Origin of the sequence: Corynebacterium sp. KPL4035, assembly GCF_037908325.1 — a bacterium.
In the GTDB taxonomy this organism is placed as follows: domain Bacteria; phylum Actinomycetota; class Actinomycetes; order Mycobacteriales; family Mycobacteriaceae; genus Corynebacterium; species Corynebacterium kefirresidentii.
On the sequence record NZ_JBBMGF010000004.1, the window covers coordinates 50713 to 65417 of the forward strand.

General features: G+C 58.8%; 12 protein-coding genes, 3 tRNA genes and 1 pseudogene. 9 read left to right on the forward strand and 7 right to left on the reverse strand.

Features of this window, described 5'->3' with window-relative positions:
- Positions 1 to 172: 172 nt before the first annotated feature.
- On the reverse strand, positions 173 to 640 hold the full coding sequence (gene bcp, locus WMP96_RS05195) for a thioredoxin-dependent thiol peroxidase (RefSeq protein ID WP_150851338.1): 468 nt from the start codon (positions 638 to 640) through the stop codon (positions 173 to 175).
- A 96-nt stretch (positions 641 to 736) separates the two neighbouring features.
- Here bcp and WMP96_RS05200 point away from each other — a divergent pair, with 96 nt between their 5' ends.
- From WMP96_RS05200 to WMP96_RS05220, 5 genes are all read left to right on the forward strand, one after another.
- Positions 737 to 1015, forward strand: coding sequence for a DUF3618 domain-containing protein (locus WMP96_RS05200; protein WP_005323988.1), 279 nt, complete (start codon positions 737 to 739; stop codon positions 1013 to 1015).
- Positions 1016 to 1073: 58 nt separating this feature from the next.
- Positions 1074 to 2351, forward strand: coding sequence for a glutaminase (locus WMP96_RS05205; protein ID WP_340432280.1), 1278 nt, complete (start codon positions 1074 to 1076; stop codon positions 2349 to 2351).
- A gap of 90 nt (positions 2352 to 2441) precedes the next feature.
- On the forward strand, positions 2442 to 3605 hold the full coding sequence (locus WMP96_RS05210) for an ABC transporter substrate-binding protein (RefSeq protein ID WP_239204939.1): 1164 nt from the start codon (positions 2442 to 2444) through the stop codon (positions 3603 to 3605).
- Complete coding sequence (locus tag WMP96_RS05215) at positions 3605 to 4660, forward strand: FecCD family ABC transporter permease (protein ID WP_301716009.1); 1056 nt, start codon at positions 3605 to 3607, stop codon at positions 4658 to 4660. Before WMP96_RS05210 ends, WMP96_RS05215 begins: the two co-directional genes overlap by 1 nt.
- The gene (locus tag WMP96_RS05220) at positions 4651 to 5412 is read left to right on the forward strand and encodes an ABC transporter ATP-binding protein (protein WP_340432283.1); all 762 of its coding nucleotides are present in this window, start codon (positions 4651 to 4653) and stop codon (positions 5410 to 5412) included. The genes WMP96_RS05215 and WMP96_RS05220 overlap by 10 nt, the downstream gene beginning before the upstream one ends.
- Before the next feature lie 178 nt (positions 5413 to 5590).
- Here WMP96_RS05220 and WMP96_RS05225 read toward each other — a convergent pair.
- A tRNA-Lys gene (locus WMP96_RS05225) sits at positions 5591 to 5663 on the reverse strand.
- A 167-nt stretch (positions 5664 to 5830) separates the two neighbouring features.
- Here WMP96_RS05225 and WMP96_RS05230 point away from each other — a divergent pair.
- Both WMP96_RS05230 and WMP96_RS05235 read left to right on the forward strand, forming a co-directional pair.
- Positions 5831 to 7105, forward strand: coding sequence for a L,D-transpeptidase (locus tag WMP96_RS05230; protein WP_445292943.1), 1275 nt, complete (start codon positions 5831 to 5833; stop codon positions 7103 to 7105).
- Positions 7106 to 7134: 29 nt separating this feature from the next.
- A pseudogene (locus tag WMP96_RS05235) lies at positions 7135 to 8090 on the forward strand (MsnO8 family LLM class oxidoreductase).
- Positions 8091 to 8118: 28 nt separating this feature from the next.
- Here WMP96_RS05235 and WMP96_RS05240 read toward each other — a convergent pair.
- Together WMP96_RS05240 and orn are read right to left on the reverse strand one after the other, a co-directional pair.
- Positions 8119 to 8194: transfer RNA gene (locus WMP96_RS05240), tRNA-His, on the reverse strand.
- 49 nt (positions 8195 to 8243) lie between these two features.
- Entirely contained in the window at positions 8244 to 8891 is a 648-nt protein-coding gene (gene orn, locus WMP96_RS05245; protein WP_023020887.1) for an oligoribonuclease, read from the reverse strand.
- 211 nt (positions 8892 to 9102) lie between these two features.
- Between orn and WMP96_RS05250 the strand changes: the two genes are divergently transcribed.
- On the forward strand, positions 9103 to 10644 hold the full coding sequence (locus tag WMP96_RS05250) for an alanine/glycine:cation symporter family protein (protein WP_023020888.1): 1542 nt from the start codon (positions 9103 to 9105) through the stop codon (positions 10642 to 10644).
- Here WMP96_RS05250 and cmrA read toward each other — a convergent pair.
- The 3 genes from cmrA to WMP96_RS05265 all read right to left on the reverse strand — a co-directional run bounded on the left by cmrA (position 10641) and on the right by WMP96_RS05265 (position 12566).
- Complete coding sequence (gene cmrA / locus WMP96_RS05255; protein WP_239207933.1) at positions 10641 to 11441, reverse strand: mycolate reductase; 801 nt, start codon at positions 11439 to 11441, stop codon at positions 10641 to 10643. The two genes, WMP96_RS05250 and cmrA, sit on opposite strands and share 4 nt — an antisense overlap.
- 94 nt (positions 11442 to 11535) lie before the next feature.
- A tRNA-Arg gene (locus tag WMP96_RS05260) sits at positions 11536 to 11609 on the reverse strand.
- A gap of 39 nt (positions 11610 to 11648) precedes the next feature.
- The gene (locus WMP96_RS05265; RefSeq protein WP_023020890.1) at positions 11649 to 12566 is read right to left on the reverse strand and encodes a LysR family transcriptional regulator; all 918 of its coding nucleotides are present in this window, start codon (positions 12564 to 12566) and stop codon (positions 11649 to 11651) included.
- A 66-nt stretch (positions 12567 to 12632) separates the two neighbouring features.
- Between WMP96_RS05265 and WMP96_RS05270 the strand changes: the two genes are divergently transcribed.
- Positions 12633 to 14684 carry a cytochrome c oxidase assembly protein gene (locus tag WMP96_RS05270; RefSeq protein WP_239204947.1) on the forward strand — a complete coding sequence of 684 codons (2052 nt, stop codon included), beginning with the start codon at positions 12633 to 12635 and terminating at the stop codon, positions 14682 to 14684.
- Positions 14685 to 14705: the final 21 nt, after the last annotated feature.

A 14705-nucleotide genomic window follows, 5' to 3' on the forward strand; every position in this document is an offset into this window, starting at 1 on the left:
CGGTGGGCGGAAGTGGCACAAAGGCGCGAAACGAGCGCGCTTTAGATCGCTACCACCGTGCTAGAAAGGCCCCCGGATCGCGCGCAGTTGCGCAATTGCACCGTACGGCCAGGCTGTGGATAAGGAGACCGGCCCGGTCAATGCGTTCGTCACTGCGCTGGACGACGCCGCGCTAGTTTAGGCCCTTCATCACGCGGGCGACGTGGCCGGTGGCCTTGACATTGTAGTGCGTCTGGCCGATGGTGCCGTCCGGCTCGACCAAGAAGGTGGAGCGGATAACGCCCTGGACAACCTTGCCGTAATTCTTCTTTTCCCCAAACGCGCCGTAGGCGGTCATGACGGACTTATCCGGATCCGACAGGAGCGGGAAGTTCAGCTCATGGTCCGCGCGGAATTTTGCCAGCGCCTCTGGCTTATCGGGCGAGATGCCTACGACGGCAATATTGAGATCATTGAGCTGCTCCAAGGAATCACGGAAATCGCAGGCCTCCTTGGTGCAGCCCGGGGTATTGGCGCGGGGGTAGAAATAGACGAGTACGCGTTGGCCTGCGTAATCGGCGAGGGAAACGGTGTTTCCGGCGTCGTCGGCAAGCGCAAAGGCAGGGGCGGTATCTCCAACGTTCAATCGGTTTTCAGTCATGGTTCCCACCCTACTTACCGGCCGGGCTGCACGCTTTTGCACCGGCGGGGTAGAATGAGCCCGTTAAGAGCGAACCTAAGTTAAGAGGAGAACTTCGTGGCACGCAATATTGAAGACATTCAACGCGATATCGAGCGCACTCGCCGCCAGCTGGCCGGCACCCTGGACGAGCTTGCGCAGCGCAGCAAGCCGCAGAACTTTGCCAACGAGGCCAAGACCGCGGCTACCGATAAGCTGCAGGACCGCAACGTGCAGATGGCCCTTGGCGGCGTCGGCGCCGCTGTGGTTGGACTAATTGCTTTCTCAGTCTTCCGCTCTCGCCGCCGCAAGAGCGACTTGAAGGAGCTGCAGCGCCTGCTGTCCGAGCGCCACTAATTACTAATTAAGGAAGTCCCCGCACACCGCGGGGACTTTTTTCGTAGGCTGGGTTGGGATGAAGACACCAATCCCTTTTTATTTGCAGGAAATCCTCAATAAAGTGCGCGATAATCGCGACGGCACCGTGGCGGATTATATTCCGGAGTTGGCTAAGGCGGAGCCCGAGTACCTCGGCGCCGCGATGTGCACCACCACCGGCCACGTATATTCTGCGGGCGATGATGAGGTGGAATTTACCCTGCAATCCCTGTCTAAACCGTTTGTTTACGCGCTGGCGCTGCAGGAGCTCGGCCTTTCCGCGGTGCGTGAGATAGTGGGCATGGAGCCTTCGGGGGAGGCTTTCAATGAGCTTTCGCTCAACCGTGATGACCACCGGCCGGTCAACCCCATGATCAATGCGGGCGCGATTGCGGTCACGCAGTTGATTAATGGCGTGGATTCGGAGCCGGCCGCGCGCGTGGAGCGGCTGCGCACCTATTTCTCCCGGTTGGCAGGCCGCGACTTGCTTATCGACGACGCCATGCGCTCCTCCGAGCTCGATGTCAGCGAACGCAACCTTTCGCTAGCGCACATGCTGCGCAATTACGACATCATCCAGGACGAGGCACACGATGCGGTCTCGACGTATATCGAGCAGTGTTCGATTGTGGTGACGGTGCGGGACTTGGCCGTGATGTCGGCAACTCTGGCCAATGGTGGGGTGCAGCCGGTAACGGGAGACAAGATTTTGGATGCGGACGTGTGCCGACTGACGCTGTCAGTGATGAGCTCGGCCGGCATGTACGACGGCGCCGGCCGGTGGATGGCCGAGGTGGGAATCCCGGCGAAGTCGGGTGTTTCAGGTGGCCTCTTGGGCACGCTGCCCGGCCAGCTGGGTGTGGCGACGTTCTCGCCGCGGCTGAACAAGGAGGGCAACTCGGTGCGCGGGGTGGATGCGTTTAAGTTGTTGTCGAAGGATATGGGCCTGCACCTAATGTCTACGGATGAGCGCTATGGCGTGAACCCAGTGCGCAAGGTGGAGCAGGATGCCGAGCTGACCGTCATCTATCTGCAGGGCCTGATTAACTTCAACGCGGCCGAGACCATCTTGTACGAGCTGATGGAGTCGGATTTTGGCGAAGGCACGGTGGTGCTCGAGCTATCGCATATCACCGGTACGAACCGCATGGGCCGGCGCATGCTGAAAGAGGGGCTGCGCCGAATTCGCGAGTCTGGCTTCGATATCGCCATCGTGGATCCGGATGGAGAGCTGGAAGATCGCACCATGTCGGACGGCACCGAGGTGCCCAAGGGCGAGCCGGAAGACTATGCGATCAACGGTGAACCCGTTTAGGTTTGGGTTACCTTACTTAGTCGGGTTAGGATGTCCTATGTAAGGCCCATCGCGGCTGCTGCGAGGGCATCCAACGACCAAGGACTAAAAATGGCTCATACTCCCCTTAAGGTGATGGCGGTTGTGGCGGCGTCGGCAATGGCGCTGGTCGGCTGCGGTGCGGCCGAGGAAGTAACCGGCGGAGCAAACGACGATGCTGCCTTCTCTTTTACTGATATCACCGGCCGTGACGTGGAACTGGATAAGGCTCCCGATCGCGTGATTTTGGGGGAGGGTCGATCGATTTTTGCCACCGGTGTACTCGACCCCGATAATCCACTGGACAAGGTCGTTGGCATCGGTACAGATCTCAAGCAGAACGTGCCGGATTACTACAAGGCGCTGGAAAAGGAACTGCCGTCCGTAAACGAGGTTCCAGAGATCGGCGGCTTTGCCAAGGGCGATGTCACCGTAGAAAAACTCGTGAGCCTAGACCCGGATCTCATTGTGCTCTCGCTGGATCAATACGATGCCTCCCGCGAAGCGGGCCTGACTGACAAGATGGAGCAGGCCGGCCTGAAGTACGCGGTGACCGACTTCCGCCGCGACCCGCTGGAGAATACGCCTAAGACCATGGACATCTTCGGCGAGATCTTCGGCCAAGAGGAGCGCGCTGAGGAATTCAACGCGGACTGGCAAGAGACGGTGGATCTGGTTGAAGACCGCGCAGAGAAGGTAAAAGATAAACCAAAGACCTTCGTTTGGAGAGCAGCAGGTGTCTCCGATTGCTGCGGTTCGTGGAACGATTCCAATATCTCCCAGCTGGTCAACGCGGCCGGCGGCGAGAATATCGGCGATAAAGTCATTCCGGGCGAGTCCGGCACAATCACCCCGGAAAAGGTCCTGGAATCTGACCCGGATATGATCATCGCCACCGGTGGCGATTGGTCCGAGATGAAGGACGATGAAGGCCACCCTGTCGGATACGCTGCAGTGGGCTACGGCATTGATGAAAAGGAAGCCAAGGGCAGCATCGCGAAGCTGCCGGAGAAGCAGGCTGGCTTCGATAAGCTGCGTGCGGTTAAGGAGCACCACCTGCACAGCATGTGGCACCAGTTCTATGATTCGCCGTTTAACTACCTGGCACTGCTGCAGGTGGCGGAGTGGATCGACCCGGAGGCGTATGCCGATATGGACGTCGCCAAGCAGTGGATGGATGCGCAAGAAAAGTACTCGCCGGTCTCCGGCGAGGGAACCTTCTTTAGCACCAACTAATGCAGGGCGCAGAGGTAGCCGCCCTCGCGCGGCAACATAAGAAGTTAACCTGGCAACGCATCGGCATCGTTGCGGGCCTGACGCTGATTGCGGCCGTGGCCTTTATTATCAGCAACTTTGTGGGCGCGATTGATATCAGCCCGGCCGAGGTCATGAAGGGCATCGTGAATCCCGCGGGGCTGGATGACCAGACGCGCACGGTGCTGTGGCAGCTGCGCCTGCCCATGGCCGTGATGGCCGTGCTCATCGGCATGGCCCTGTCTTTGGCTGGCGCGGAGATGCAGACCATCCTCAATAACCCGCTGGCTGAGCCTTTTACCCTCGGCATTTCTGCGGCCGCCGCGTTTGGCGGCGCCACCTCCATCGTGCTCAAGTGGCAGCTGATTGCGCAGCCGCAGTTCAACCTGGCGCTGATGGCGTGGCTTGCTGCCGCGGTGGCTACGGCCATTATTGTTATCGCGGCCGTTATCCGCGGCGCGAAGGCGGAGACCATGGTGCTGTTGGGCATCGGCTTGGTGTTCTTCTTCCAAGCCATGCTGGCGCTCATCCAGTACCAGTCCTCGGCCGAAGCGCTGCAACAGATCGTCTTTTGGTCCATGGGCTCACTTACCCGCGCCAATTGGGCGGCCAACGGCGTACTGGCCGCCGTGCTGATTATCGCCCTGCCCATCCTATGGGCGCTGGGCTGGCGCCTTACTGCCTTGCGGCTTGGCGACGCCCGCGCTACCGCCATGGGCATCAATACCTCCCGTCTGCGCGTTGTAGTGCTCATCGTGGTTTCGCTCGTTGCGGCGACCACCGTGGCCTTCGCAGGCATCATCGGCTTCATTGGCTTGGTGGGCCCGCACATCGCCCGCATGCTGGTGGGCGAGGACCAGCGCTACTTCTTGCCGGCCTCCATGGCGGCGGGCGCGGCCGTGATGTGTGCCGCGCATGCGGTGAGCCTGATGATTAAGCCGGGCCTGGCTATTCCCATTGGCATCGTTACTTCGCTTCTGGGCGTGCCATTCTTCATTGCTATCGTCATGACCCGAAGGAGGGCACTGTGGACGTAGAACTGACAATTTCCGGCCTAAGTGCGGCCTATGGCAAGCATCGCGTGCTGGAGTCCGTGGATGTGGAAAAGCTCCACGGCGGGCAGCTAGTTGGCCTTTTGGGGCCGAATGCCTCCGGCAAGACCACGCTTATCAAGTCCCTAGCCGGCGTGCACCGCGGCTGTGACGGCGAGGTGGATTTCCGCGTCGATGGCACGGCCCCGCGCGGCAAGCGACGCCGCCAGCTTATCGGCTACGTGCCACAGGACCTTACGAGCACGGCCGCGCTGCGGGCCTTTGAAGCCGTGCTGATTTCCGCGCGCCGGGAGGCCTGCGAAGAGCCGATTACACGCACGGGTGAGGTGCTGCACTCCTTGGGGCTGGACGCGATTGCTTCGCGCTACCTCAATGAGCTCTCTGGTGGCCAGCGTCAGCTTGTGGCGGTGGCACAGATGCTGGTGGGCAATCCAGGCCTCACGCTTTTCGACGAACCCACGTCCGCCCTCGACCTCCATCACCAGATCTTTGTCTTGGATGAGGTCCGTGCCAAAGCGCAGCGCGATGGCAGCCTGGGACTTGTGGCCATCCATGACATCAACCTGGCCGCGCGCATGTGTGACCAGCTGGTGGTGCTTAAAAAGGGTCATATTCGTGCTCAAGGTAGCCCTGCGGACGTTCTCACGGGGGAGCTCGTGGAAGGCGTGTATGGGGTAGAGGCGGACGTCGTCCAGCATGGCGGCGCTCCACTCATTGCCCCGTTGCGGGTGAGATAGCACAAGGCCGGGTAATCGCCCGGCCTATTTTTATTAGTTTTAGTGGTGAGCCATCAGGCATCTGGTTTCTTGGCGCCGTGAGCACATAAGTCATGTGCGGCGCGGTGACAAGGACTGGCTCATAAAAAGAAAAATCTCGAGGTGCCGTTCTAAGAACAACGCCTCGAGATTCGTATTGTGCGCCATCAGGGAATCGAACCCCGAACCCACTGATTAAGAGTCAGTTGCTCTGCCAATTGAGCTAATGGCGCATTGTTGACTTCCTGCCGTGTGGCTCTCTGTGCAACGAGTAGATACTCTAGCAGCCATTCTTTAAAAGTGTAAAATCGCCTGTTCAAAGCGGTTTTTGAAGGGTGTATAACAAATTGGTTAATGCCTGAAGTGGCTTCTGGTAATTGGCGGAGGGAGACGCTAATCTATGTTGGTCTTTGAAAGCAGCAATTACGTGTCTAAGGGCAACTCAGTGAAAAATTCCCTCCCTATCGCGCGCCGTCTCGTAGCGGCCGTGGGCGTTGCGTGCATTTCCCTAGCCGCCGCCTCCTGCTCCTCTGATTCCTCAGCCGAGAATCAGGCTGCCGACCAAGAATCCACCGCCGCCGCACATGCGGATGGAGACAAGGACGGCGGCAAAGAGTCCGACAAAAAGAAAGACGGCCTTGTAGCCTCCGTAAAGGACGGGGCGACGGATGTAGATCCGTCCAAGCCAATCACCGTGGAGACCACGGGCAAGCTCAAGAGCGTCACCATGACCAATGAAATGGGCGTGGAAGTTAAAGAAAAGCTCTCTAAAGACGCCAAGACGTGGTCTACTGCGGAGGACTTGGGCTATAACCACACTTATTCCATCGTGGCCTCCGATGTAGATGGCAACAAGAAGAGCCTCAGTTTTTCCACCCCGCAAGCAGCGGGTGTTGCCGAAGTCTCGCTTTCCCCTATCCCGGATTCTGAAGTCGGCGTCGGTCAGGTTATTGGGGTGAATTTCGGTGTGCCAATTACGGACCGGAAGGCGGCTGAAAAGACCATTACTGTGAGCACTAGCCCCAAGGTGGAAGGCGCTTTCCACTGGGTCAATAACCAGGAGGTGCGCTGGCGTCCGAAGGATTACTGGGAGCCGGGCACTAAGGTTGAAGTAAAGGTGGACCAGTATGGCAAGGACCTAGGTGGGGGAATCTATGGCGGTGAAAACGCCAAGACGAATTTCACCATCGGTGACCGCACGGTGGCCATTATTGATAACGCCACCAAGACGATGAAGGTCTTTAAGAATAAGAAGTTCTTGCGTGCCATCCCGGTCTCGCTTGGCCGCGATTATCAGTACGATACGCCCAATGGCCGCTACGTTATCGGCGATGAGCACCCGCAGCTAGTCATGGACTCGGAGACCTTTGGCCTAGCCCATGACGCGGGCGGCTACCGCACGAACGTGGACTGGGCTACGCAAATGTCTTATTCCGGCATCTATGTCCACTCCGCTCCGTGGTCCGTGTGGGCGCAGGGCAATACCAATACGTCCCACGGTTGCGTCAACGTGACGCCGGAGGCTGCGCAGTGGTTCCAGGAGACGATGAAGCGTGGCGACGTGGTGCGGGTATTCAACACCTACGGCGAGACGCTCAACGCCTTGGATGGCCTCGGTGACTGGAATATGTCCTGGGACGAGTGGTCCAAAGGCAACGCGGACGCTAATCAGTAGCGCCTAACGGCCGCACAAGGCAAAAGCGCATGGCTACAGTGGTGGCCATGCGCTTTTCTGTTTTGGACCGCGGGGCAGCCGGCCCACTGGGTCAGGTGGCCGAGCACGCCCGGCACGTAGAGAAGTTAGGGTTCAGCGCTTTCTAGTGGCCGAACATCACGGTGTGCCGGGAATACCAGCGGGGCAGCCGGGGATGCTCGCGGCGCACGTTGCGGCACAGACGCAGCGCATTCGGGTGGGCACGGCCGGCATTATGTTGCTCAATCACCCGCCGTTTCTGGTGGCCGAGCAGATTAATCTCCTCGAGGCGCTGTATCCCGGGCGCATTGATATAGGGATTGGCTCCTCCGTCGGGTTTACCGCGCCGGTGCGAAAGGCGCTGCGCCAGGGGGAGCCGGCCGAGGTGAAGCAGCGCTTCGAGGCGGAGCTAGCCACGCTCTTGCGCTACCTGCGCGGCGAAGAGGCGGTGACGGTCCGGCCTGAGTATAGGGGCACCCCGCTCTATGTTTTGGCGGGCTTTCGCTCGGCAATGGTGGCGGCAAAGTTGGGACTTGGTGTCATTCTGGGCGGTCCTGTAGCCACGCAGGAGGCCGCTGCGCGAGTGTATCGCGAACATGCGCTTGCCGACGCCCCGCCTATTATCTCTTCGCTCAATATCGCCGTTGCCGAGACGTCCGCGGCCGCCCGTGATCTCTTGTTGCCGGAAGCCTATGCGAAGGTGCGAGCGCAATCGACCGGCGAGTTCGCGACCTTGCGGCCGGCGGGCGAGCTGGACATGGATGCCCTCACGGGGCAGCAGCGACGGCGCATTGAGGAGGCGTTGGCCCATGACGTTTGGGGAACGGTGGAGGAAGTGAGGGAGGAACTAAGGGGCGTCGGCAAGCGGCTAGGCGTTAGTGAGTTTGTGGTCACCGGAGATATGCCAGATGTTGCTGGCCGGGCTCGTTCGGAGGAGCTGCTGGCGAGCATGCAGGTAGAAAACTGAAAAAGCCCGAGCGCAAGGCTCGGGCACTTGGGGTGGCTGACGGGACTCGAACCCGCGACACCCAGGATCACAACCTGGTGCTCTACCAGCTGAACTACAGCCACCATCGCTGCTTTAAAGCAACGAGATATAGGTTAACTCACGCCGCCTAAATTACAAAAACGCCTGGTAATCTGCGGTGGTTTCCGCCTTTATCTGTTCCGCCTCGGGGGAGGTAGGGCCCTCATCGGTGCGGAAGACGCTGCGGCGGTAGAAGTCTAGCTCGCGGATGGATTCGATGATGTCCTGCAGTGCGCGGTGGACCATGCCTTTATCGGGCTGGTTGAAATAGGCGCGCGGGTGCCAGCGGCGGGCAAGCTCCTTGATGGTGGACACGTCGATCATGCGGTAGTGCAGGGCACTATCGAGCCGGGGCATATAGGTGCGGATGAAGGTGCGATCAGTGGCGATGGAATTGCCGGCCAGGGGAGCGGGGTGCTCCGGATCGCAGTACTCGTTGATGAGCGCAAGTACGGCATCTTCGGCCTCGCCGATGGAGGTGGTGGACTCGCGGATTTCTTTATCCAACCCGGAATTGGCATGCATCTCGGTGACGAAGGAATCCATCTGTGCCAGCTCCTCCTCGGTGGCGTGGACGACCAGATCGATGCCCTCTCCCAGGATGTTGAGATTGCCATCGGTGATGACGGCGGCGACTTCGACGATGACATGGCGCTCGGGGTCCAGGCCGGTCATTTCCAAATCGATCCAAACGAGGCGGTCGTGCTTTGCGGCAATGTCGGAATGTGGCATGCGGCCCATTCTACTCCCGCCTCCTTTTACCCCTAGATGGGGTACGGGCGGGGTTGTTCTGGAGGGGTGATTGCCACTGGGTAGGGCGGCTTTCCCGCGAGTGTGTTTCTGTTCTGCATAAAAATAATTGGTGATTTGACTCATATCGTAGTGTGAGTTAGGGCATACTCTGGGTTATCGCTCTTCATTCGGGAGGTGCGACAGACTTAGGAGAGACCAGATGGCAAACTTCCTCGATGCCCTCAATACCGTAATTTGGTCCCCTGTCTTGGTGTTTTTATGCCTCGGCGCGGGTATTTATTTCACCGTGGTGACACGCGGTTTGCAGGTGCGCTGCATTCCGGACATGCTCAAGCAGATCGTCAACGGAGAAAAATCCGCAGACGGCGTTTCTTCCTTCCAATCCTTGATGGTCTCGCTATCTGGCCGCGTGGGTGTGGGTAATATCGCCGGCGTGTCCACGGCCATTGCCTTCGGTGGACCTGGTGCCGTGTTCTGGATGTGGGCAGTGGCGCTTTTGGGCTCGTCCACCTCGTTCATCGAATGTACGTTGGCCCAGATCTACAAGGAAAAGGACCAGGACACCGGCGAATACCGCGGAGGGCCTGCGTACTACATCGAGAAGGCCTACAAGCACACTAAAGCTGCACCCTTCATGGTGGTCTACGGAATCGTCTTTGCCGTCGCCATGATCCTGGCAACCAGCTACTTCCTTCCCGCAATTCAGGCCAACGCGGTAGCTGCCGCGGCCGATACCGCGTGGGGCGTGAACTCTACCTGGGCGGCCGTTGTCCTGGCGGGCATTTTGGCCATCATCATTATCGGTGGCGTGAAGCGTATTGCGAACTTCGCCACCATCGTCGTGCCCTTTATGGCGGTTATCTACATTGTGATTTCTGTGGTGGTCATGTGCATGAACTTCTCGCAGATTCCAGAGGTCTTCGGGCTTATCTTCAAATCTGCTTTCAATATGGAAGCCGGCTTCTCCGGCATGCTCGGCGCGGCCATCATGTGGGGTGTAAAGCGCGGCATCTACTCCAATGAGGCCGGTCAAGGCACCGGTCCGCAGTCCGCTGCAGCCGCTGAGGTTTCCCACCCAGCTAAGCAGGGCTTCGTGCAGTCCTTTGCGGTCTACGTCGATACGCTCTTTGTCTGTTCGGCTACCGCGTTCATGATCATTTCTACGGATATGTACACCGTCTTCCGCGGTAGCTCCGAGGATGGTGAAGTGGTCTACCACGGTTCGCTGCCAGAAGGCGTTGAGGTGGGGCCTGGCTATGTGCAGTCCGGTCTCGATAGCGTCTTTGCAGGATGGGGACCCACCTTCATCGCGGTCTCCATTGCCTTTTTCGCCTTTACGACGGTCCTAGCGTACTACTACATGTCCGAGGTTAACCTGACCTATTTCAACCGGTGGGTACGCTCCCGCGCTGCTCGCCGTGGCCTGATTTGGGTGCTGCGCGCGCTGATTATTGTCTCCGTCATCGTCGGTGCTACCACCAGCCCGGGGGCGGCGTGGGCGCTCGGTGATATCGGCGTTGGCACGACGGCATGGCTTAATATCATTGCCATCCTCTTCCTCCAGGTTCCTGCCATCAAGGCACTCAAAGACTATGAGAAGCAGAAGAAGGCTGGCAAGGATCCGCAGTTCGACCCCGAGGCCTTGGGAATCAGGAATGCAGACTTCTGGGTAGAGCGCAAACGAGCACGCGGCGAGGACAGCGTGCTCAAAAACAAGGATCTAGAAGACGCCGGGGCTTAGCCCATCTTGGCGTAGAAGCTGCCCACCAGCGGTGCAATTACCGGGGTGGGCAGCACTTGGCTGAGGGTATTCATAGCCTTCGACAAGGGCCCTGGCACCACGCGGCGCTGGTTGCGGCGCATCGCTGCAATTGTTTCTTGGGAGCAAGACTCATAGGTGGTCCACAAGAAATCCGGAACTACCTTGTCCACGATTGATTGGTCTTCTTCGGCGATAGTGGCCTCGCGCACTGGGCCGGGGGCGAGCAGGGTGCAAGATACGCCGGAGCCCTTTAGCTCGTAGTGTAGGGCCTCTGTAAACGCATTAACGCCGGCCTTGGTGAAGACATAAGTGGCGTTATTGGGAATGGGGATATTGCCCGCGGCAGAGCCGACATTGCAAATGGCGCCGCTGCGGCGCGGCAGCATGTGTTCCAAGGCGGCCCGCGTGAGGTGATGGACAGCAGTGCCATTGAGCTCAAACTGGGTGGTCTCGTAGGACCAGTCCTGGTCCATGAAGGGGCCGAAGCTGGCGATGCCGGCGGAATTAACCAGGATCGACACCTCGTGGGTGGCGATGGTGTCGGTTACGCGGGCGACGTCGTCAGCCACGGCGAGATCCGCCGGTAGGGCGATGGCGTCAATATTGTGGCGCTGCTCGAGCTCCGCAGCAATGGACTCCAGTAACTCGCGGCGGCGGGCCACGAGGATGACGTTATAGCCCAGGGCAGCGAAATCCTGTGCCATGGCTTTGCCAATGCCTTGGCTGGCTCCCGTGACGAGGGCATAGGAGGTGCGGGAGGGGGCGGGAAGCGACATGGTTAATCCTTTCCGGGATGGGGCATGGTGAGACCTAGCGTAAACAAAAAGCCTTGAAGCGGCGAGAAACTCGGCGCCTCAAGGCTTCGCGCGGTGCCCCCAGCAGGATTCGAACCCGCGACACATGGGGTAGAAACCCACTGCTCTAATCCACTGAGCTATGGGGGCTTATGACCCACTCATAGTAGCCCACGACGGCGGGGAAACCTAAGCCAGGGTGCGCTGCGGGGCGCGCAGGATGTCTACCAAGTCTTGGGCGGCAGCGGTCAGCTCGCGATCCGTGCGGTAGGCCACGATGGCGTAGTAGTGCGGCAGCTCATCGGAAATTGGGCGGTTGATAATGCCCTGTGGCTGCACAGCAGGTGCGCAATTGGGCACGATACTTACGCCTAGGCCACTGGAGACCATGGGAATGGCGCTATTGAGGCTGGCTACCTCCTGGGTCCTTTCTGGCTTGAGGCCAGGGCGGCTATTCCACAGGTCGCTATAGAATTCTGCTAGCTCAGGAAGCTCGCGGCTGCGCGGCGGAATGAGCCAGGTTTCGCCGCGCAGGTCCGCGAGCGAGACGGGAGACTCAAGCCCTGCAAGGCGTTGGGGTAGGGCGACGGAGTAATCAAACGTGGCCACCTGGTGGATGGTGAGCTCGTGGGCGTAGCGGCGGAGGAAGGCTTTCGGGTCGGATGTCGGCAAAAGCGCTAGGTCTACCTGGCCATCCAGCAGGCGTTTGATGGCGGTGGCCGGCGCGGCGTCGTCCAGCGAGATAGTGGCAGTGGGGTAAATCCGCTTCAGTTCGGCCAGGGCGGAAGGGGTAAATTCCCAGTTCAAAATGGGGGCGGAGGCGAGGGAAACGGTGCTGGCCTTGTCGCCGGTGATTTCGCTGATATGGCGCTGGGTTTCGTTCAGTAAAGCGTCAACCTTGACGGCCGTTTCATAGACATAATCGCCGGCCTCCGTGGTGGAGACGCCGGAGCGCCCGCGCGAAAGGAGCTGGGCATTAAGTTCCTTTTCTAGCTTTCGTATGGAAAGGCTCAGGGACGGCTGGGTCATGTCGAGGGACTCGGCAGCGTGCGTGAAAGAGCCATTGTCTACAACGGCGCGAAAATAAAGAAGTTGACGGGTGTCCATAAGCTCCATCATGGCACATGTAAAGACAAAATGTGTGTTAGGTGGGGAACTAGGTTGCGCTATACAATGCGCACTATGGCAAATGAGCAGGTTAACAGTGTAAATAAAGCGGGGAAGAAACCTCGTTCTTCCTGGGGAATTTATGTCGCAGCGATGCTTATTGCCGGCTTGATCGCTGGTTTCATTTCCCTGTTTCTCCTCGCTGATTCCCTAGCGGCCCTGGGAATTCCAGACCCCGGCCGCATTACCACCTTTGGCCTGCCGCTCTTTCGCGGCTTGGCTTGGATACTCATGGCTTTGTCCATCGGCTCGTTCCTCGCCTCGTCGTTCCTCATTGCTCCGCGTGGAGACAACGCTGCGCTTATCGACGCCCCCTTGTCCGTCGACGGCCACATCGCCGCGCGCACAGGTACCTGGGCTTCCTTTGGTGTGGCGGCCGTGGGGCTAGTGGAAATTCCGCTCATTATGTCCGATCTCACCGGAGCGCCATTTTTTCAGGTATTTGAACCTTCCACTATGAAGATGGCGTTGACGGAAATTTCTACCACCATTGTGTGGGGAATCTCCGTACTCATCGCCCTTGTTGTGGGCGTTCTTGGCCTGTGCGGTCGCGGCTGGTCGATGCAGCCGGTGCTGCTTTTCTTGTCCATCTTGCAGGTTGTGCCCATCGGCATGGAAGGCCATTCCGCGGCTGGTGGTGACCACGACTATGGCACCAATTCGCTCCTGTGGCACTTGGTCTTTGTCATGCTGTGGGTAGGCGGGCTCATGGCGCTAATCGCCCATGGTCGGCGCCTTGGCCCCAATCTCGCCTTTGCGGTAAAGCGTTACTCCGGCATTGCCTTCATGGCCATTGTGGTGCTGGCAGTATCGGGCTTGATCAACACCCTCATCCGCATGAATATCTCCGATTTGGTGGATTCTGCCTACGGCATCATCTTGATCACTAAGTTCGTACTCACGATTTTGCTGGGAATCTTCGGCCTTGCTCACCGCGAGCTCACCATCCCGCAGCTGGGCAAGGATCCGCGCCTTTTTATCCGTATCGCCATTGTGGAAGTAGCGGTTATGGCCGGCACCATTGGCGTGGCCATTACGCTGGGTCGCACCGTGCCCCCAGCGCCGCGCGATCCGAATCTCAACTCGATGCAGATTTTGATGGGCTATGAGCTCTTTGAAAAGCCCACGGTGCTCAATGTGTGGACCATGTTCCGCTTTGACATCATGTTCGGCACCATTGGCCTGCTCTTGGCCGCGGCGTATGGCTACTGCGTCTACCGCGTGCATAAGCGTGGCCTGACGTGGAATAAGGGACGTACTGCATGGTTTATGAGCGGCGCGTTGGGTATGACCCTCGTGATGTCTACCGGCCTGGGACTTTATATGCCAGCGATGTACTCGATGCACATGTTGGTACATATGATTTTGTCGATGGCGGTACCGCTTCTGCTCGTCCTTGGTGCACCACTGACCCTGCTTATGGAGGCCTTTGAGCCTGGGCCAAAGGGTCAGCCGAGCCTGCATGACTATGCGCTGGCGGCCACCCAATCTAAGGTCGTCGCGTTTATTACCAATCCGTTTGTCAATCTCGTGCAGTACCTATTTTTCCTGTACGTGTTGTATTTGTTCCCGAGCCTGTATCAATTTGCCATCTCGGAACACGCAGGCCACCTCATTATGAACTTTGCGTTCATCGTTTCTGGCTGCTTCTACTTTTGGGAAATCATCGGGCCGGACCCGCTTCCCAATCGTCGATCTACCCCATTCCGCTTGGCCGTGCTATTCCTTTCCATGCCGTTCCACCTTTTTGCTGGTGTATATCTCATGCAGCTGCAAAGCGTGCTGGGTGCCGACTTCTATCAGTATTTGGACCTGCCGTGGGATCAGGATCTGCTCCAAGATCAGCGCGTGGGCGGCGGCATTGCGTGGGGCTTTGGCCAGTTCCCGCTGGTCATCGTCTTTGGCAAGCTCTTCCTGGATTGGCTGAGCGATGACCGGGCTACTGCCCGCCGCCATGACATGCAGGCGGATGCGGATGAGGATGCCGAATTGGAACGCTATAACGCGATGCTGCAGGATATGGGACACGGCGATGAATCGAGCTTCCGCGGGCGCTAGCCTGTGGATAACCGTCTAAAA

What these genes read in the sequence shown, in the direction of transcription:
- WMP96_RS05210 (WP_239204939.1), top strand. Translation starts at nt 2,442, where the DNA reads ATGGCTCATACTCCCCTTAAGGTGATGGCGGTTGTGGCGGCGTCGGCA.
- WMP96_RS05250 (WP_023020888.1), top strand. Translation starts at nt 9,103, where the DNA reads ATGGCAAACTTCCTCGATGCCCTCAATACCGTAATTTGGTCCCCTGTC.
- cmrA (WP_239207933.1), bottom strand. Translation starts at nt 11,441, where the DNA reads ATGTCGCTTCCCGCCCCCTCCCGCACCTCCTATGCCCTCGTCACGGGA.
- WMP96_RS05205 (WP_340432280.1), top strand. Translation starts at nt 1,074, where the DNA reads ATGAAGACACCAATCCCTTTTTATTTGCAGGAAATCCTCAATAAAGTG.
- WMP96_RS05215 (WP_301716009.1), top strand. Translation starts at nt 3,605, where the DNA reads ATGCAGGGCGCAGAGGTAGCCGCCCTCGCGCGGCAACATAAGAAGTTA.
- WMP96_RS05265 (WP_023020890.1), bottom strand. Translation starts at nt 12,566, where the DNA reads ATGGACACCCGTCAACTTCTTTATTTTCGCGCCGTTGTAGACAATGGC.
- bcp (WP_150851338.1), bottom strand. Translation starts at nt 640, where the DNA reads ATGACTGAAAACCGATTGAACGTTGGAGATACCGCCCCTGCCTTTGCG.
- WMP96_RS05270 (WP_239204947.1), top strand. Translation starts at nt 12,633, where the DNA reads ATGCGCACTATGGCAAATGAGCAGGTTAACAGTGTAAATAAAGCGGGG.
- WMP96_RS05230 (WP_445292943.1), top strand. Translation starts at nt 5,831, where the DNA reads ATGTTGGTCTTTGAAAGCAGCAATTACGTGTCTAAGGGCAACTCAGTG.
- orn (WP_023020887.1), bottom strand. Translation starts at nt 8,891, where the DNA reads ATGGGCCGCATGCCACATTCCGACATTGCCGCAAAGCACGACCGCCTC.